Source organism: Vibrio cholerae, assembly GCF_008369605.1.
Lineage (GTDB): Bacteria > Pseudomonadota > Gammaproteobacteria > Enterobacterales > Vibrionaceae > Vibrio > Vibrio cholerae.
In genome coordinates, this window is sequence record NZ_CP043554.1 from 2,703,894 (window position 1) to 2,723,919 (window position 20,026).

15 protein-coding genes are annotated in these 20,026 nt (G+C 50.6%); 10 read left to right on the top strand and 5 right to left on the bottom strand.

All coding sequences use genetic code 11. The annotated features are described in order from the left end of the window. Window positions 1–63 precede the first annotated feature (63 nt). The 4 genes from dusB to F0316_RS12640 all read left to right on the top strand — a co-directional run bounded on the left by dusB (window position 64) and on the right by F0316_RS12640 (window position 5,465). Window positions 64–1,032 (top strand): tRNA dihydrouridine synthase DusB, encoded by a 969-nt coding sequence (gene dusB, locus F0316_RS12625; RefSeq protein ID WP_001905559.1) that lies wholly within the window; start codon window positions 64–66, stop codon window positions 1,030–1,032. A 23-nt stretch (window positions 1,033–1,055) separates the two neighbouring features. Continuing rightward, on the top strand, window positions 1,056–1,352 hold the full coding sequence (gene fis / locus F0316_RS12630; protein WP_000462885.1) for a DNA-binding transcriptional regulator Fis: 297 nt from the start codon (window positions 1,056–1,058) through the stop codon (window positions 1,350–1,352). Window positions 1,353–1,489: 137 nt separating this feature from the next. After that, on the top strand, window positions 1,490–2,488 hold the full coding sequence (locus F0316_RS12635) for a LacI family DNA-binding transcriptional regulator (RefSeq protein ID WP_149560522.1): 999 nt from the start codon (window positions 1,490–1,492) through the stop codon (window positions 2,486–2,488). Between the two features lie 436 nt (window positions 2,489–2,924). Further along, on the top strand, window positions 2,925–5,465 hold the full coding sequence (locus F0316_RS12640) for a dermonecrotic toxin domain-containing protein (RefSeq protein ID WP_149560523.1): 2,541 nt from the start codon (window positions 2,925–2,927) through the stop codon (window positions 5,463–5,465). Window positions 5,466–5,569: 104 nt separating this feature from the next. On the opposite strand, the gene F0316_RS12645 is transcribed toward F0316_RS12640, so the two are convergent. The 3 genes from F0316_RS12645 to F0316_RS12655 form a co-directional block, all read right to left on the bottom strand. Then, window positions 5,570–6,667: a calcium:proton antiporter gene (locus F0316_RS12645; RefSeq protein ID WP_000738527.1), complete on the bottom strand. Its 1,098-nt coding sequence runs from the start codon at window positions 6,665–6,667 to the stop codon at window positions 5,570–5,572. Between the two features lie 158 nt (window positions 6,668–6,825). Next, on the bottom strand, window positions 6,826–8,622 hold the full coding sequence (edd, locus tag F0316_RS12650; protein ID WP_084980797.1) for a phosphogluconate dehydratase: 1,797 nt from the start codon (window positions 8,620–8,622) through the stop codon (window positions 6,826–6,828). After that, window positions 8,619–9,134 carry a gluconokinase gene (locus F0316_RS12655; RefSeq protein ID WP_000919108.1) on the bottom strand — a complete coding sequence of 172 codons (516 nt, stop codon included), beginning with the start codon at window positions 9,132–9,134 and terminating at the stop codon, window positions 8,619–8,621. The genes edd and F0316_RS12655 overlap by 4 nt, the downstream gene beginning before the upstream one ends. A 153-nt stretch (window positions 9,135–9,287) precedes the next feature. On the opposite strand from F0316_RS12655, the gene F0316_RS12660 reads away from it, so the two are divergent. The 6 genes from F0316_RS12660 (at window position 9,288) to F0316_RS12685 (ending at window position 16,151) form a co-directional block, all read left to right on the top strand. After that, entirely contained in the window at window positions 9,288–10,664 is a 1,377-nt protein-coding gene (locus tag F0316_RS12660; RefSeq protein WP_000371414.1) for a GntP family permease, read from the top strand. A gap of 12 nt (window positions 10,665–10,676) precedes the next feature. Continuing rightward, window positions 10,677–11,282 (top strand): bifunctional 4-hydroxy-2-oxoglutarate aldolase/2-dehydro-3-deoxy-phosphogluconate aldolase, encoded by a 606-nt coding sequence (locus tag F0316_RS12665; protein WP_000151466.1) that lies wholly within the window; start codon window positions 10,677–10,679, stop codon window positions 11,280–11,282. A gap of 221 nt (window positions 11,283–11,503) precedes the next feature. Beyond that, on the top strand, window positions 11,504–13,546 hold the full coding sequence (locus F0316_RS12670) for a TonB-dependent receptor (RefSeq protein ID WP_000017911.1): 2,043 nt from the start codon (window positions 11,504–11,506) through the stop codon (window positions 13,544–13,546). A gap of 20 nt (window positions 13,547–13,566) precedes the next feature. Continuing rightward, window positions 13,567–14,244, top strand: a complete 678-nt coding sequence (locus tag F0316_RS12675) for a PepSY-associated TM helix domain-containing protein (protein WP_032476707.1) — start codon at window positions 13,567–13,569, stop codon at window positions 14,242–14,244. A 51-nt stretch (window positions 14,245–14,295) separates the two neighbouring features. After that, the gene (locus F0316_RS12680) at window positions 14,296–14,421 is read left to right on the top strand and encodes a hypothetical protein (RefSeq protein ID WP_001905272.1); all 126 of its coding nucleotides are present in this window, start codon (window positions 14,296–14,298) and stop codon (window positions 14,419–14,421) included. A gap of 89 nt (window positions 14,422–14,510) precedes the next feature. After that, window positions 14,511–16,151 (top strand): methyl-accepting chemotaxis protein, encoded by a 1,641-nt coding sequence (locus F0316_RS12685; protein WP_000205011.1) that lies wholly within the window; start codon window positions 14,511–14,513, stop codon window positions 16,149–16,151. A 118-nt stretch (window positions 16,152–16,269) separates the two neighbouring features. On the opposite strand, the gene F0316_RS12690 is transcribed toward F0316_RS12685, so the two are convergent. Both F0316_RS12690 and cadB read right to left on the bottom strand, forming a co-directional pair. Beyond that, entirely contained in the window at window positions 16,270–18,405 is a 2,136-nt protein-coding gene (locus F0316_RS12690) for a lysine decarboxylase CadA (protein ID WP_001019828.1), read from the bottom strand. Window positions 18,406–18,514: 109 nt separating this feature from the next. Then, entirely contained in the window at window positions 18,515–19,852 is a 1,338-nt protein-coding gene (gene cadB / locus F0316_RS12695; RefSeq protein ID WP_057568290.1) for a cadaverine/lysine antiporter, read from the bottom strand. Between the last annotated feature and the right edge of the window lie 174 nt (window positions 19,853–20,026).

Here is a 20,026-nt window from a genome sequence, read left to right on the forward strand (position 1 = left end):
TTTCAGGCATCAAAAAAATGCGTAAAATGCGCGCCCTTGCTGGTACGAAGCTGTGAAGACGTTTTGAAAATCGGAAACTATCAACTTAAGAACAATCTGATCGTCGCCCCAATGGCGGGTGTCACCGACAGACCCTTTCGAGAGTTGTGTTTACGCTACGGGGCAGGAATGGCGGTCAGTGAAATGATGTCGTGCAATCCTGCGTTGTGGAAAACGGCCAAATCGCAAAACCGCATGGTACATGAAGGCGAATCGGGCATTCGCTCAGTACAAATTGCGGGCAGCGATCCACAGCTGATGGCCGAAGCCGCGCAGTTCAGCGTTGAAAACGGTGCGCAAATCATCGATATCAACATGGGCTGCCCAGCCAAAAAAGTAAATAAAAAGCTCGCGGGCTCTGCACTGCTGCGCTATCCGGATGTGATTGAAGACATCTTGAAAGCGGTAGTGAATGCAGTGAATGTGCCAGTCACACTCAAAACCCGAACGGGTTGGGATACAGACAATAAAAACTGTCTCTCGATTGCTCAATTAGCCGAAGACTGCGGCATACAAGCACTGGCTCTCCATGGACGAACTCGTGCCTGCATGTACAAAGGTGAGGCGGAATACGACAGCATTAAAGCGGTCAAAGCGGCTGTGAGCATTCCGGTTATCGCTAACGGTGATATCGATAGCCCGGAGAAAGCACGCTACGTACTGGAGTACACCGGTGCAGACGCTTTAATGATTGGCCGTCCTGCCCAAGGACGACCATGGATTTTTCAGGAAATCCAACACTTTTTGGAACACGGCACCACAATGCCAGAACTTCCAATTTCGGAAGTGAAAGACATCATGCTTGGTCATGTAACCGCACTCCATCAGTTTTATGGAGAGTACTTAGGCCCACGAATTGCGCGCAAACACGTGAGTTGGTACCTGCAAGAGCATGAACAAGCGAGTGCGTTTCGCCGTACCTTCAACGCCATTGAGACTGCTGACCAGCAACTCGATGCGCTCGAAGGGTATTTTGATAACGTTGCATCATAATTAAGAGAAGAGCTAGACCGAATATGTTCGAACAAAATCTGACTTCAGAAGCTTTAACCGTTACTACCGTAACTTCACAAGACCAAATCACGCAAAAGCCACTGCGTGACTCTGTTAAAGCGTCTCTTAAAAACTACTTGGCTCAACTGAATGGCCAAGAAGTGACTGAACTGTATGAATTAGTTCTAGCTGAAGTTGAACAACCACTTCTGGACACCATCATGCAATACACTCGCGGTAACCAAACTCGCGCAGCAACTATGATGGGTATCAACCGCGGCACTCTTCGTAAGAAACTGAAAAAATACGGCATGAACTAATCTTCATCGACGTTTTTAAGCCCTGACCTTGTCAGGGCTTTTTTATTACCTTTTATTCACCACACACAATGGTTGTACCCATACCGTCACTTCTTCATAATGTTACTCATAACATTTTATAAAAGACTCAATAACCTATGACAAAAAAACAGCGCGCGACATTGCAAGATGTGGCGAATCAAGTTGGCGTAACAAAAATGACTGTGTCGCGTTATCTGAGAAGCCCGGATTCCGTGGCTGCGGCCACGCGGGAGAAGATAGCACTCGCCGTTGAGGCTTTGGGATACATTGAAAATCGCGCCCCCGCGATGCTTTCTAAATCATCCAGTAAGGCGATTGGTATTTTGCTTCCTTCCTTGTCGAACCAAATTTTTGCCTCTTTTGTGCAAGGGATTGAAGCGGTGACCAAAGCCAATGGCTATGAAACCCTACTCGCCCACTTTGGTTACGATGAGGAGGAAGAAGAGCGCAAAATTGCTTCGCTGCTCGCCTATCAAGTCGATGGTCTTATTCTCACCGAAAGTCATCACACTCAGCGCACTTTGCAGATGATTGCCAGCTCTGGCGTGCCTGTCGTCGAAACCATGGAGCTGCCTGCTAACCCGATTGATATGGCCGTGGGTATGGATCACGTTGAAGCCTCATATCAAGCGGTGAAAAAAATTATCGCGGCGGGTAAACGTTCGATTGCCTATTTCGGCGCACGGCTTGATACCCGCACCAAACTGCGTATGCAGGGCTATGACCAAGCGATGCAAGAAGCCGGGCTGCCTATCAAGCACGTGCTGACTGGCTCACACTCCAGTTTCTCTCTCGCCGCTCAGTTGCTTGATGAAGCCTTCGCGCGTTACCCTGATCTGGATGGTGTGTTCTGCACCAATGATGACATCGCGATTGGTACTCTACTGGTGGCGCAGCAGCGTGGGATTCGGGTGCCCGAACAGCTTTCCGTGATTGGCTATAACGCGCTGGACATCGGCCGCACCATCACGCCAAAGCTGACTAGCGTTGATTCGCCACGTTATGCGATTGGTGAAAAAAGCGCTGAGCTACTGATTGCCGCACTCAAAGGTGAACGTGCCGAGCAGCAAGTCGTCGATATGGGCTATCGATTTACTGCCGGTGAGAGTGTGTAACGCTCGCTTGATGCGATGAACCCAAAGTTGGAAGACTCACGGCACCCAAATCCCAGAGGGGTTTGAAGTCCCCAAAGCTTCATCGGCTAGGCCGATATTGAAGCCTCCTCGCCATACCCAAACTGTTGGAATTTGCAGGCAGGCGACAAATCAGTAAATCCCCATGAGCATAGCGATACTATGTGATTGGGGAGAAACGAATGTAACCAACACTGTTGCAACTTCAAATAGGAAACGCCTATCCAAACACATCATCTTTACTCTCACGTCGTGATATTTATTCCAGACACCAAACGAGTTTTACAAAGCTTTTAATCCGCATAAATACTCATGCTAGCATTCATAGGCTAGGTAAATATATTTATAAGAATTTGATTATATTAAAATTTCTTAAACCACTTAGCATCCCTTCTAACTCTTAACCTTTTAGAGATGAATGATGCACAATAAAATCATAACTCCCCTTTTTCTCGCTGTGGCATTGGCCTTGCCCCATGTCTCTTGGGCTACCAATACTCTGCCTAATGGTAATGAAGCCTCCATTCAGCAAGCGCCTTTTGATAAGGCGTGGCAGCTGCATTTCACCCAAGATTATGCCGAGTTGATTCAGGCTATACCGGACCCAGTCGGCGTCGCCTCACGTAAGCTGAAAGCGGCTTTAGTCAAGCATGGTTACCCAAACATTGATCCCGATAAGGTGTTCTATCATCGCTTCAATGGTGCTATGAGCAGCCCTCGCACCTACAATGGCTGGGCACATGATGAAACGCCTGTTGAGTCATATACCTTGACGCAAGCGGTCATGCTCAATGTGTTTAATCAGTTTCGAGATACCCCACCCAATACGATTGATGTCGAAACTGGGGTATACACCCAAGGAACGTCTGCCAAGCAGTACGACGAACATAATGAAGTCCGCCTGCTCTCTTCTGAATTATGGAATATTGCTTACTACAATCTCGATATTCAAAAAAGTTACAGCCAAGCGCTGAATCAGTTTTGGACACAATACAGCAAACGCTACACCCAGTTACTGCGCGACAACTATGCCTTTTCTGCTCATCAGCAGTATCGTCTTGGCTTACTCGACCAAGCTCAGTATCAACTGGCAACCTCATTACTAAGACATCAGCGTCCACAAGATATTCATGTCTGCCGTTTTGACATTTACGGTTACGATTCGACCGATATTTTATTGATCGAACAAGAGGGTCATAATGCTGGGCTGCTGTACATCCCCGGCGCACCTCAGCCCTTCTTACCTTATAGTGATGAGCGCCAACTCAAAAAAATCCTATTTAAAAGCCTGAAAAACACCAGTAACCGCCAAGCCTTAGCCAAACATTTCAGCCTGGCACTAAGACAAGATGGGGGGACTTACTCAGGCATCGATACGGCGCTGAAAGGCTTCGCATCGGGGACATGGGACGAGAGCTATTTGATGCTCAAGCATCATGCTGTATATGGCGATGTGTTTGCACGCATCACCGAGCAGGTGAAGAGTCGTTTAGAAAGCGATGGCGACACTCAGATCAAATCCAACAGTGAAGCGCAGCGCGATTACTTTCTCTCGCTCACTTACAGTGTCATGACCTTATTCCCCGTGGTTGATCTTATCGCACCGGAGGTAGGGATTCCGCTCAGTATCGAGCTCAGCAGTACTCAATTTGGCTTAAGTCTCGATAAAGCAGTACATGGCGATACGTTAGCTGAACGAATGGAAGGTACGCGAATGAGCGCCATCAATGGTGCTATTCTTGGCGCGACAACACTTGTGCCAGCTCTCGCCCAATATGGCCGCTCACTCAGTGAATCGGTGAACGTCGCCAATCATGCTTTAGAAAATACCATAGTCGTCAATCGCGGCTTCCCAGCTGAAGAGCTGCATAACTTTGTGGCTATGCCGCGTATCGTCACTCATCCACAAACCGGTGAAGAACTGATTGGGGTCAAACTGACCCAAAGTGGTCGCGGAGCGCTGCTGCGTCCTGATGATTGGGGTTATTACCGCGAAGTGGATGCTGCCAGTGGCCGAGTGCTAAACAGTAAGCCGATTCGTCGAGCGCTTGATATGGAAACGGGCGAACCACAGTGGTTAGAAAATGCCGGATTACAAGGGGGAGGCGATGATCTGGAGAGCGAGGTCGATTCTGCAACCAACAGTCATCGTAGTGATTTACCGGATATTTTACTGCCCGAAGATTTACCTAAGCGTCCCGGCTTGGGCGGCTCTGGCTATGCCGACATGGCAGGTGGGCGTGATTTAGAAGCCGCTCGCGATTTCTGGGAATTGGAGCAGCAAGTCGATCCACAAGCCTATTTAACCGATGTCAAAGCACTGCACAGAGTGAATCAACAAGCGCAGCAAGAGATCCTCAATATCCCCTTCTTGCGCTCCTATCAGCCCGAGCTAAAAGGAAGTTTAGTGTTCCGAGGTGATACTCGTTTACCGGATGAATTATTCCATTCCGGTTTTAATCGTCGAGTGGGTCCTGTCGAATATATTCGATTGGCTGAGCATACTCGTGCGATCCGTGGGGTGATTTCAACCAGTACGGAACAATCTGTGGCCGTCAATTATGCGCTCGGCCATCAGCGAGGCTACGTGTATGCAGTTGAATTAAATCAAGGTGGCGTTGCTGTCGACACCAGCCTGCGCGGTAAAACACTGCATGAGATTGCAACCCTGAATATTCCACCTGAGGATATTATCTTCGCCGTAGGTCCATTGACGGGTGAAGATATTGGCTACTTCGATCTGGTGCATGAGCCAAATCAGCGTACCGCTGAACTGCTGATCAATCCCCACGCAACCGCAACACCAGAGGTAGCAAAACAAGCGTTTGAACGACTCAAGGTCACCCTCAAATACGATTTGAGTCCAGAGATGTCGTTTGAGGAACGTTATGCCAATCGCGCCGATTTACTCTGGCATGAAGATGAAGCACCGGTAACCGATGCCGTTACTCAGCATTAAAATGGGAAGAGCTTGGCTAAATTAGCCACGCATAACTGCCACAGATAATTAACCCGCAGGAGTCATCCTGCGGGTTGCTTTTTGAGCAGTGTAACGAAGAGAAATTACTGATGCTCAAACATCAAAAACAGATAAACCACGAACAGTACAAGATGGGTCGCACCATGTAACACATTAGTACGACCACTGCTGAAGGTGACCTTACAAACCATCAAGGTAGTGACGAGTAAAACTAAATCGGCAGGATCAAGCCCAAGACGCACTTCTTGATCCATCATTGCGCCAATAAACAGCACAGAAGGCACAGTGAGTGCTATCGTCGCAAGTACGGAACCAAAATAGAGATTCATCGCTCTTTGTAATTGATTGTTGAACGCCGCTTTGAGTGCACCCACAGCCTCTGGCGCTAATACGATACACGCAACAATAAAACCACCTAACGCAGCAGGAGCCTCCATCACGTGTACCCCATAGTTAATGGGGATCGCTAATGTTTTGGCGAGCAAAATCACTACCACTAAATACGCTACCAGCAGCAGCGTGTGATAAGTATTACTTTGCAGCGGACCGTGACTCTCCTCATAGTCCTCCTGATCACTATCCACAAAGAAGTGACTATGACTGCGGGTTTGAATCAAAAGAAAAACACCATAAAGCAAAATCGAGATGATGATCAGCATCCATGACATAGCGCTCGATAGACTTCCAACACTTCCACCCTCAGTGAAGTTAGGCAGGACCAAACAAAGTAACGCGAGAGGAATGATCGCCACTAGGTAAGATTTCACACCATCTAAGTTGAAGCTTTGGGTATGGTAACGCCAGCCGCCAAATAGCAGAGTGAAGCCAACTAAGCCATTCGTCACCAGCATCACCACCGCAAACATGGTGTCACGAGCCATAGTTGGGTTAGGCTCACCAGTCAGCATAACCGAGGAGATCATCACCACCTCAAGTGAAATCACAGATAAGGTAAGGATCAGTGTTCCAAAGGGTTCACCCAGTTTGATCGCCAAAGCATCCGAATGGCGAACGACGGAAAATATCGCCCACGTCACCACAACCAATAGACCGAAAGAAGTCGGTAGATAAATCCCAAGCGGAGTAGTATCGGTGAGCAAACTCTCACCCCATGTTTTGAAAAACAGTAGCGTCAACAAACCAAAAGGCAAAGCAATCTCTTGCCGTAACATTTTTTTCATAGGCAATAGTCTTTTCTTAAAACAGCCTGCACTGTTTGAAATAAAAGAATACTGTTCGCTCTATTCGAGCGAACAGTGACCAAATGCCTATAATAGAGGCTTATTTCGCACGCCAACAAACTCTTTTTGGCATTGCCGCAAACATTGACTGATTTGGCTTAAACAATAAAGCTCGCCCCTTGTTCGGCGGAAGACACCGCTTGGCGCATCACTTTAAACAATTCGCGTCCCCACATTTGCTGATCGCGCTCGGTATCTAAAGCGAGAGCTTGGCGATGGCTCATGTCGGTTAAGTTCTCAAGCGTGCCTGTTGTGCAATCCAAGCGCAGCAAATCCCCATCACGCACTAAGCCAATCGCACCTCCGCGTACCGCTTCTGGTGACACGTGAATCGCAGATGGAATTTTACCTGACGCGCCCGACAAACGACCATCGGTCACCAGCGCGACTTTGAATCCGGCTTTTTGCACGTTGCCCAAAATCGGCATCAATTTGTGCAATTCAGGCATGCCATTCGCCGCGGGGCCATTGTGGGTCACGACCACAATGCAGTCTTTATTCAGTTCACCACGCTGGTAAGCCGCTTCTACTTCGTGCTGGCACTGGAAAACTACCGCCGGCGCTTCAATGATGCGTTGTTCTTCTTTCACCGCCGAAACTTTGATCACCGCGCGGCCTAAGTTCCCGTTCAGCATTTTAGTGCCGCCAGTGGTTTGGAAGCACTCGCCACTCGCCGCGATCACTTGTGCATCACGCGTGCCTTCGCACGCCATCCAACGCAGCTCGCCATCCACCAACTCAGGCAGCGTCAGCTGATCACTAAACTCACCAAACACCGGTGTGACATCCGAGTGCAGCAACTTGGCTTCATGCAAACGCTTCATCAGTGCGGGGACACCACCCGCTTGTTGGAAGGCATTCATATCCGCGGGGCCATTCGGGTAAACCTTAGCCAGCAGTGGAACCACATCCGACAGATCACTGATGTCCTGCCAGGTCAGCAAAATCCCCGCGGCACGTGCCACCGCCAACATATGAATGGTGTGGTTCGTACTGCCACCAGAAGCCAGCAGAGCGACAATCCCATTGAGCAGACTTTTCTCGGTGACCACTTGATAGAGCGGACGATACTGCGCTGAACCTTGGGTCATGCTGGCAATTTTTACCGTCGCGTCATCGTTCAATGCTTGGCGCAGCGCCGAATGAGGATGCACGAACGCCGAGCCAGGCAACATCAGCCCCATGGCTTCAAACACCAATTGGTTGGTGTTGGCGGTGCCGTAGAAAGTACACGTACCGGGCGCGTGGTAAGCCTGACACTCCATATTGAGCAGTGCCTCTTTCCCCACTTCCCCCGCCGCATACTTCTGGCGAATATCCACCTTCTCTTCATTGCTGATGCCGGTTTCCATTAAACCCGCAGGCATAAATGCGGTCGGCAGATGGGCGTACGAGAGCGCGCCCATCAATTGCCCCGGCGCGATTTTGTCACAAATACCGAGCAGTAAAGTGGCATCAAACACATTGTGACTGAGGGATAGTGCGGTCGCCTGCGCAATCAAATCACGGGAAAACAGCGACATATCCATCCCCGGCTGACCTTGCGTCACGCCATCGCACATGGCGGGTACGCCACCGGCGACCTGCGCGGTATGGCCGTACTCGGCTAACACCATCTTGATGCGGTCTGGATAGTGCTGATAAGGCTGATGCGCGCTGAGCATATCGTTATAGGACGTCACAATCGCCACATTACTGCGCGTGAAATCGAGGATCGCTTTTTTCTCTGTGCTGCAAGAGGCCGCCACTGCGTGGGCTAAATTACCGCAAGAGAGTGAGGTGCGACCTTTGCCGGCTTTTTCTTGTGCTTGACTGCGTGCAATGAAGGCCGCACGTGCTTCACGGCTACGCTCCGTCAGGTTTTGAGTGACCTTGGCTAAAATAGGATGAATCATAGCCCCTCCTGCTCTTGCAGCGCTTGAATCGCACAGCTCACCACTTCCTGCACTGAACAATCAATAGGGATGATCAGGGTTTGCGGCTCACCATCAGGGCGCTCTAAGGTTTCAAACTGACTGTTGACCATGTTCTCTTTCATGAAATGGCCTTGGCGAGCACGCATACGCTCCATGATCAGTTCTTTCGAGCCATCCAAGAACAAGAAGGTCACGTTTTGGTTGCCTTCGCGGATCTGGTCACGGTACTGCTTTTTGAGTGCCGAGCAGACAATCACCCCATGTTCGTTTTTGCTTTCGAGGCTGTAAGCGGCATCACGAATGCGCTCTAACCAAGGTTTACGATCTTCATCATTGAGCGGCTGGCCGGAGGCCATTTTCTGAATATTGGCACGCGGATGAAGATCATCGCCATCAATGAATTTTCGCCCAGTCTGCTTTGCCAATAACTCACCAATGGTGCTTTTACCGCAAGCACAAACCCCCATCACAATGATGCTACTACCGGCCATAACGACTCCTTAAAACCAAACTTGCGCGTGATCGCATTTTTAAAATTCACTTCGAAATATGGGTTTATCTTATTCATGTTATGGGTAACATGTTACCGGTAACTTCACTAAATGTGAGCTATAACACAAACTATAAATCTGGACGGTGAACTCATGGACCCCTTACTACAAACCTCTGATCCTACGTATCTATTAACCGTGGCGGCGGTCGCCATTATTGCGCTACTGCTGCTGATTATTCGTTTTAAAATCCACGCTTTTGCTTCACTGACCTTAGTCAGTTTAGGCACTGCGATCGCCACTGGCGTGGCGTCTGACAAAGTGGTGTCGACCATGATGACAGGCTTTGGTGGCACGCTGGCTTCGGTCGCGCTGCTGGTCGGCCTTGGCGCTATGATTGGTAAAATCTTGGAAGTGACGGGCGGTGCGAAAGTGCTGGCGGATACGCTGATCGGCCGCTTTGGCGAGCAGCGCGCACCGTTTGCACTCGGTGTGGCATCACTACTGTTTGGCTTCCCCATCTTCTTTGATGCTGGCCTGATTGTGATGATGCCGATCATCTTCAGCGTCGCGAAACGCTTTGGTGGCTCCCCCCTTAAATACGCGCTGCCTTCAGCAGGTGCGTTTGCGGTCATGCACGCCTTTGTGCCACCGCATCCGGGGCCGGTTGCAGCGGCAGAACTGCTCGGCGCAAACATCGGCTTGCTGCTGATTGTTGGCTTACTCGTAGCCATCCCGACTTGGTACTTGGGCGCTTACCTATTTGGTCTGTATGCCGGTAAGAAATTCGATATTCCTTTGTCGAAAGCCTTCTTCAATACCGATGCGATCATTGACGAAGCCAAGCTACCCAAATTTGCCACGGTCATGACCATTCTGGTACTGCCAGTGCTGCTGATTTTTATGGATACCGGTTTGAACACCCTTGCGGTCGCGGGCATGATTGATGGTAAAGCTCCCGCAGTCGAATTCCTGCGTATGCTGGGTAAAACACCGATTGCTCTGCTGATCACTCTGCTCGTCTGTATCGCAGCGTTCGCCAAAGATTACGGCATGGCACGCCTAGAAAAACTGTGTGGTGATTCGCTTGCCCCCATCTGCGCGGTGATTTTAGTCACCGGTGCGGGCGGCATGTTCGGTGGCGTACTGCGCGCGAGTGGCATTGGTAGCGCACTGGCTGGCGTGCTGTCGGATACCGGTATGCCCGTTGTGGTCGCCGCGTTTGTGATTGCGACCTGTTTACGCGTCGCTCAAGGTTCGGCCACGGTCGCTCTGACCACGACGGCAGCCCTGATTGCACCGACGGTGGCGGCGACCACTGGCCTGTCTGAGCTTGACCTGTGCTTTATCGTGATTTCGATTGCCGGCGGTGCTACTGTGCTTTCACACTTTAACGATTCTGGTTTCTGGCTGGTGTCGCGTTTGATGGAGATGGATGAGAAAACCACTCTAAAAACGTGGACTGTGATGGAAACCCTTTTGGGCGGTATCGCCTTCCTGATTGTGGCAACACTCAGCTTTATTCTGTAGAGGTATGGACTCATGACCATTGAACAACGCTTACGAGCGATCAAAATTGTCCCTGTTATTGCGATTAATGATGTCGCCCACGCACTGCCACTGGCCAAAGTGCTGGTTGAAAACGGTTTGCCTTGTGCAGAAGTCACTTTCCGCACCGCTGCGGCCGCGGAATCGATTCGCATCATGCGTGAGGCGTATCCAGACCTGCTGATTGGCGCGGGCACTGTACTCACGACAGCGCAAGTGGATGAAGCGATTGCGGCGGGAGCTGATTTCATCGTGAGCCCGGGTCTGAACCCGACCACAGTGAAATACTGCCAACAGCGCAATATCGCGATCATTCCGGGCGTCAACAACCCAAGTTTGGTGGAACAGGCCATGGAAATGGGTCTGCGTACCCTGAAGTTCTTCCCGGCCGAGCCATCTGGCGGCATTGCGATGCTGAAAGCGCTGAGCGCGGTGTACCCAGTGAGCTTTATGCCAACGGGCGGTATCAATCCAAACAATGCGCAAGAGTATCTGGCGCTCAAATCGGTTGTCGCGTGTGGCGGCACTTGGATGGTACCGACTGACCTGATGGACAAAGGCGACTGGGATACCCTCGCCGAGCTCGTACGCAACGTATAAGCCTTTTCAACTCATTCCCCCACCAAAGACCAAACGCTCCGTTTGGTCTTTTTTTATATTGCGCGTTAACTCGTTGAGCAGAATGAGATATCACCAACAAGGATGAAATGCACAAATAATACTTGAATCAATAATGAAAATTACTATCATTTGCGATTCATTTTTGTGGCGAATGTTTGCCACTGACATTATTCGTCAATAATAAATAGAGTTAATCCTTCATGTCTCATTTTACTCGCTCAAGAACCTGGGTCAGTCTAGCCGTTTTCGCCGCTTGTGCCCCCGCCCATGCCGAACAAGAAACCTTGGTCATCACCAGTCAACAAAGCCAACTGCCCGAAGTCGCCACCGCAACCCGCACCGCCACACCGGCGAAACTGGTGCCGCAAACCATTGATTCACTTTCTGCGGAAGAGTTGACCGCGTTTGGCGCTCCCAGCCTAAGCGAAGCGTTAGCTGGGGTACCGGGGGTCAACGCCAACGGCGATACCCGTTTTGACGGCATCAATATTCGTGGATTTTCCGCCAGCAACGATTTTTATCTCGATGGTTTTCGTGATGATATGCAGTACACCCGCGATCTCGGCAACATCGAGCGTATCGAAGTTCTCAAAGGCCCAGCGGCGGTGTTGTATGGCCGTGGTAGTACAGGGGGGATCGTCAACCGCGTCAGCAAAGTGCCACACGCAGGTGATGCCGCGAGCGTTTCTGCACGCATTGGCAGCCATGATTACCAACGCCTTGCCGCGGATCTCAATGGTGAGGTCAATCAGCAAGTACAAGTTCGCCTCAATATTGCTCAAGAAGATTACGGCAGTTTCCGCCATGGCGTGGAAGGCAAACGCACTTTGCTTGCTCCGTCTCTGAACTGGGACATCAATGATGATGTGAGCTGGCTTATCCAGTATGAGCAAAACTCCCATAATCGCGTGCCAGATCGTGGTATTCCGGCGGTGAACGGCTCTCCTGCTGAGGTTCCTGCGAGCAGTGTTTACAGCGATACCAGCCGTGACTTTATTGATGATGATGTGGCCACCACGCGCTCACGCATTACTTGGGCATTCCACCCAGAATGGCAACTGCGCCAACAACTGAGCTACACCAAGCTCGATAGTCAGTTTGATAACACTTACGTAGCTCGCGTCAGTGGCGACCAAGTCACGCGTCAACGCTTCCAACAAGATCTGCAAGCCAACAACCTGATCAGCAATACCGAAACCGAAGGCACCTTCAATACGGGCCCGATTGCTCACCGAATTCTGATCGGTCTAGAGCAGGGCTGGCAAGAGCGCTCGCCGAAACTGTATCGCAACGCCAACAGCATCCCGAGTGGTAACCTGTACCAACCTGAGTCACTGCCGACATACAACGGACCTATGTCAGTATTTAGTGATGCCACTCATAAAGTGCGGAGCTACGGTATTTATGTCCAAGATCAACTGCAATGGGGAGATTGGATTGTGTTGGCAGGTCTGCGTCACGATGATTTCACCGTCACCACTCATCGCCACGATACCAATAAAGAAGAGACCATCTCATCCAACAGCTTAAGCCCACGTTTAGGTGTGGTATGGACCCCTGTGCAAGAGCATGCGTTGTACGCTTCCTACTCACAAACCTATTCTCCGGTTGGTGGTGGCGTTATTGGCATTACGCCGGGAGACAAACATAACCACCTCGATCCTGAGCACTCACGCCTGTATGAAACTGGCGTCAAAAGCGATTGGCTAGAGGGACGCATCTCAACCACTTTATCCGTCTATCGCTTAGAAATGTATAACCGCCGTATGCGTGATCCGAATGATCAGGAGCGTATTATTCTCACCGGATTACAACGTACCGATGGTATTGAGCTGAGCAGCCGTGCTCTTCTCACCGATGAATTTTCTCTGCGTGGCGGCATTGGTCTGCAAGATGCAAAATACGTCGAAGCTGATGCCAGTGAGCAAGGTAAACGCCCAACCAACGTATCGCGCCTCAATGGTGAGCTGTTTGTCGCTTATCAATCAGCAAGCGATGGCTGGTTTGGTGAGACCGGTTTTGTGGCGGTCGGCGATCGCTATGCCGATCGTACTAACACCACCAAACTGCCCGGTTATGCCCGTTTCGATGCACGTCTCGGCTACCAATGGCAAGCTTGGCGCACTCAACTGAGCGTAGAAAACCTGCTCGATAAGGATTACTACCTGAGTGCCACCAGCAGCACACAAATTCAGCCGGGTGCACCGCGTGAGTTCTACCTCACAGCGTCTTACCAGTTCTAAACGATTGATCCCCATTTGGCATGCAGCGGCAAGTCAAAGGGGATAACCACAGGAGAGCTGGCCTAACGGCCAGCTTGATTATGCAACGTCGACGCCTGCCTCTACACAACAATAAATGGGTCCGCCGCCTTCATGCATGGTGCGGCTTCTTTACCCTACTCTTAATGCTGTTGTATGGCCTCACTGGCCTTTGGTTATCTCACCGCGCAGTCTGGCCACTGCCCGGGCCACACACCAGCAAAAGTGAATGGCAACTCTCGCTGACTGAACCCATCGATTCAGTCAGCACTTTTCAAGCGCAGCTCAATACCGAATATGGCGAACATGAGTGGACGATACGCGAAATCGCCGCGCAGCAGTTGCCCACGCCACAACAGCCGTTATTGATCCCAGCCCGCTGGGAAGCGCGCGCCACCAGCGTGACCGATACCTTTAGCGCCCAATACGTGCCCGGTACCTTAGTCATTCAAGCTCAGCATCAAAAAGCCAACTGGGCCGCTGTGCTTAACCGCTTGCATCGCGGAATGGGAACGGGTCTTGGCTGGCAGTTGTTTTCCGACCTTGCTGCGGTTGCCATGCTCCTGCTTGCCCTGACCAGTTTACTGATGTGGACCAAACTCCACGGCTCCCCGAAACGAGCAGGATGGCTATTGATAGGTGGCAGTGTCGCGACCACACTGTTCGCTATCTTTGGTTAATTGACTCCCCACGCGGCGACCTCGTCGCACCCGACAATCTAACCACACAGGTTGCAGCCCACGTCGCTGCAACCTTTGGTGACGCTGGCGCTCACTGATTGCGCGCTTTCACATTTCTGCTGCGGACTTGAAGCGAAATTCGACATCGTGCACAACTTCACCACTTTGCCTCTTTAGTCGCATTTACCGCTCTGAAAACAATCTGTTACAGTCTTGCGTACCATGAAATATTCATCATGCGTGTCATATCTCAAGGAGTGATGTTTATGACTTCCGTTAGCCTGCGCCACCTCTCAATCCGTAATCGCTTATTTCTGCTCACTGTGGTGATTCTGGTACTGCTGGCGATACCGTTTGCCATTATGGTCAAAGATTATCGACACGACCTGATGCAAGAAAAGCAAGTTCAAACTCAGCATTTAGTCGAAAGTGCTTACACACTGCTTGAGCACTATGCTCAGCAAGCTACCCAAGGCACACTCACGACCGAACAAGCGCAAAACACGGCAAAACAAGCGATAGCTCAATTGCGTTATGGCGCGAACGACTACTTCTGGATTAATGATGCGCAGCCTGCCATGGTGATGCATCCGATGAAACCGGATTTGAATGGCAAAGATCTGCGCAGCTTTAAAGACCCGAACGGCAAAGCTTTATTCGTCGAAATGGTCAATGTCACACAAAGAAATCAGCAAGGTGTAGTCGAGTATCAGTGGCCTAAACCGGGTGCCGAACAACCCGTCGATAAAGTCTCTTACGTCAAACTGTTTAAACCTTGGGGCTGGATTATCGGTACGGGCATCTACGTCGATGATGTGAATGCGCTGGTGATGCAGCGCCTGAGCTCAATACTGGTTTGGGTTGTGGGCACGCTGCTGGTATTGATTGTGCTTGCCAGCTTGATTGGGCGCAGCATCACTCAACCTTGCGAAGAGACACTCGCAACGCTGAAAAATATCGCCCAAGGTGAAGGGGATCTTACTCGCCAATTAACCGTGACGGGAAAAGATGAACTGGCACAAATCGCGCAAGCCTTTAACCTGTTCACCAATAAAATTCGACATATTATTCAAGAAATTACGCCAATCACCGAAAGCGTGACGGGCTCTGCCGATGAACTGACTCAAGTAGCGCAAAGTGCATCCAGCAAAGCGTATGACCAGCACCAAGCGGTGGATACCGTCGCTTCCGCCATGAATCAGTTGCATGCGTCCAATCAAGAAGTCGCGCAATCTGCCCATCAGGCTGAACAAGCGGCGCACAGTGCCAATCAAGCGGCCAGCCAAGGGCGCGAAATGATCACACTCACCTCGACTCAAATGCAGAGCTTGCGCGATCAACTGACCCGTACCGAACAAGAAACTCAAGTGCTGGCCAGTGAAACGCAATCGGTCAGTGCAGTCTTGGAAGTGATCCGTGGTGTGGCCGAGCAGACCAACTTACTGGCACTGAATGCGGCGATTGAAGCGGCACGTGCTGGTGAGCAAGGCCGCGGCTTTGCTGTGGTCGCAGATGAAGTGCGCACCCTCGCCACTCGCACCCAAGCCAGCACCAATGAGATTGAGCAAATCATTGCTCAGTTACAGAAAAAAGCGCAGAGCGTCAGCCAATCCATGACGCAAACCCAGCAGCAATCACGGGTGACGCAACAGCAAGCCGAGCAAGCGCAGCAGATGCTCAATGAGATTGAAGCGCAGATCAAAACCATCTTGTCCTTCAACCAACATATCGCAGGCGCGAGCGCCCAGCAATCCGAGGCTACCGACGAAATTACCCGTAACCTCACCCAGATTGCCGAGCACAGCACCCAAGCCTCAGCTCAAGCTAACCAAGTGGCAGCCGCCAGTGAACAGTTGATGGAAAATGGCCAGCATCTGGCTCGCAGCTTAGCGGTGTTTAAAATCTGATCCCGCGACCACGCTTTTCAGCCTAGATTGAGTCATAAAAAAGAGAGAGCAGTTCGGCTCTCTCTGTGTATCAGCGTCCATTGGGGAATTACGCTGTCTTTATGGGGGTAAAGCTGGCTCAGTCTTTCAGCACTTTTACGGTGTAAGAGCCATCTTTTTGGCGATACAAACCATGAATGTCGGTCTCAAATCCTGGGTAATGCGCGCCGATTTCACACAGCATTTCCAAGAAATCCAACACAGGGCGAGAGCTGTCTGTCACCATTTCACCTGGCAGTACCAATGGCACGCCTGGAGGATAAGGCAGGATCATATTGGCGCTCACGCGACCCACCATCTCGTTAAGCAGGATCTCTTCAGTTTGACCACGCAGCTCTTGTTGCCATGCCACGTGTGGCGTGACTTTCATCTCTGGCAGCACATCGAACGCTTTGTACATCAGCTCTGGCAGTTGGTATTTACGGGTTAAATCGTGAATGCCTTGCGCCAACTCTTGAATACGCATGCCTTCGTAGAAAGCTGGGTCTTCACGGTACAGTGAAGGCAGCATGGTACGAATGGTCAGGTTCAGATCGTAACCACGTTTGAACTCCGTCAAGCCGCGCAGCAACTGCATCGCTTTTGACTTATCAATACCGATAGAGAACAGGAACAGCAGGTTGTAAGGGCCGGTTTTCTCAACCACGATACCGTGTTCATCAAGGTATTTAGAGACCAGTGATGCCGGAATACCGCTCTGCTCCAATTCGCCATCTTTGCTCATTCCCGGCGTGAGCAGAGTGATTTTGATGGGGTCAAGGTACATGTGGTTGTCATCAAGATTCTTGAAGCCGTGCCAATCTTGGTTTGGATCGAGTTTCCAGCACTCGGTAGTCTCAATGTTCTCAGGTTGCCACACATCGAAGAACCAGCCTTCGCTCTCGCCTTTCAGACGTTTGATCTCTTTACGGAAGCGAATCGCACGATCAATCGAATCTTGCATCAACTTACGGCCAGTGTTGCCACGCATCATCGCCGCAGCGGTTTCCGTCGATGCCACAATACCGTACTGTGGTGAGGTTGAGGTGTGCATCATAAAGGCTTCGTTGAACGACTCGCGGTCAAACTCACCTTTGACATGAATCATCGAAGCTTGCGAGAACGCCGCCAGCAGTTTGTGGGTTGACTGGGTTTCGTAGAACACTTTGCCAGGCATCGCTTCGCCACTCATGCCGCATTTGCCTTCATAAATACGGTTGAAGTTAGTGTAAGGCACCCATGCACTGTCGAAGTGGATGTGTTTGCAATCCAGCGACTCTTTGATGAACTGGGTGTTGTACAGCAGGCCATCGTAAGTCGAGTTGGTGATCACCGCGTAGCTTGGCGCGCTCGCCCCCGGAGTGTTTGCCACTTTCTCTGCAATCACTTCACGGCTGAATTCGCTCTGTGGAATACCACCGAGAATACCGTAAGCGTTACGGGTTGGGCGGAAGTAAATGGGGGTCACGTCCGTCATCATCATCAGGTGAGTCAATGATTTATGGCAGTTACGATCCACCAGCACTGTGCTGCCCGCCGGTGCGGAGAACATACCGACGATCTTGTTCGAGGTCGATGTACCGTTGGTCACGATGTAAGAAGCATCGGCATTGAACGTGCGCGCGATGTATTCTTCCGCTTCTTTGTGTGGACCGGAGTGATCGAGCAGTGAGCCCAGTTCTGGCATCGAAATCGATACGTCCGCTTTGAAGGTATTAGGGCCGTAGAAATCGTAGAAAATGCTGCCAACAGGGCTTTTCTGGAACGCAGTACCGCCCATATGGCCCGGAGTACAGAAGGTGTATTTACCCTCTTCCACGTATTTGAACAGCGCCTTAGTAAACGGAGGCATGATCGCGTCTTTGTACTCTTGAGTCGCTTGGTTGATCTTGATGGCGATATCGTCGGCCATGCCCAGAGCGTATTCGAAGAAATGCACGTTGAGGCGCAGGTCGGTTAGCGAAATATCTAAAGTCGATTGCTCGTTAGCAAAGGCATGCACTGGCAGTTTTTCATTGACTTTACTGATGCGCTCACACAGCTCTAGCGAGTATTTATCCCAGTCGAACAGCACGCCGCAAATGCGTGGGTTCATCTCAATCATCTTGATCAGATCTTTGTCATCCACCGGATAAACCACGTCGTAACCGGCTTTTTCTAATGCTGCATGCAGTTGGCGAACAGGCTCTTCTTTAAAGAACACACCCATGTGGTTCAAGATAGCGAAAATATTCATTTGGACATCTCCAAGGCGAAAAAAGGCGCTCTCTGTGCACTGCACAGTGAGTAAGACGAGCGCCATAGTGAATTCAGAAAGCTGGCGTGGCAGACGCCAGCAAGGTCAATCAGAACTGAGCCGAAGCTTGTTGTGGATGAGTCTCGAGATATTTATCCAAACCCGCTTTTTTGCTGTAGAACATCAAAATAATCAGCGACATGATGAAGGTTGCAGTCAGGGTTGAACCCTCTGCACCAGCCAGCGCAACCATACAGAACAGGCTGGCAATACCGGAGAACAGCATCACAAACGTATTGCGAGTGGTCATGCCTTCGAAGCGGATCAGGTTAATGCTGGAGTAGAAATAAGGCAGCATGGTCAGCAGAACCGCATCGGTAGTCAGTTGGTTAAACAGATCGGAAGCGTGTGCAGTTTCTGAGCTGAAGAACATCAGTACCAGCATCAGCAGTGTCATCATGCTGGAAGCAATCAGCAGACCTTTTTTCGGCACACCGTTGCGATCGGTTTCACCGAACACTTTCGGGAAGTTACCATCGTTAGCGGCACGTTTGCCCGCTTCGCCGACCAGCATCATCCAAGAGCCAAGTGACGTGAAACACGCTAGTGCAGTAAAGGCAGACACGAATGGCGCAGTCCAGCTACCAAACAGTGCCGTGGTCGCCAGTGCAAAAGGTGCACCGGATGCCGCCACTTCAGACGCAGGGAACATGCCGCTGATCATTTGAGTTGATAGCACATAGATAAGGCCCGCAAGACCAGTACCTAACATGGTTGCCAGTGGCACCGTGCGTTTTGGGTTTTCGACCATACCGGAAGAAACCGCCGCCGATTCGACACCCACGAAAGACCACAGACAAATCAGCACTGCGGTGATCACCGCATGGCCATCGCTACCGGCAGACACGTTCCAGTTTTGGCTGTAGAGCACGCTGTCAAAGTGCGTCCAACCAAACAGAGCCGTACCGACTACAGGGATCAAAATCAGCACCAAACCAATGGTACATAAACGGCTTACCCAGCTACCACCAAGCAAGTTGACTAAGGTAAATAGCCAAACCGAAGCAATGGTCGCTAAACCAGCAGGGATCGGGTTATTCAGCACTGGGAAGAACACCGAAAGGTAAGAAACACCGGTAATCGCAATCGCCAAATTACCAATCCAGTTAGCGTGGTAGTAAAGCACGCCCGTTTGGAAACCAAACACCGGTGACACTTCCCCTGCATAAGCAATCGGGCCACCCTCTTGCGGGTTTTTGGTTGCCAAACGAGCAAACACAAACGCCAAACTGAGTGCGCCAACAATGCAGATCAGCCAGCTATAAATGGAAATTGAACCTACGCTCGCTAGCGTAGAAGGAAGCAGAGCAATACCACTGCCCATCATGTTGCCAGCCACCACACCCGTACAGGCGATCAGGCCGATTTTTTTTGCATTTGATGACATAACATCTCCAAATCGATTCTACTTAAGTTATACAAAACTCAAACTGAATGGGTTAGCGAGATGTCATGAGTGCAATCACCTGCGCTACCTCGCTAAATTTCGAAGTGCAGAGTACGCCCAAAAAAACGAAAAAAAATAAACTTCCGCTTATCAATAAAATGATGAGCCAAGCAT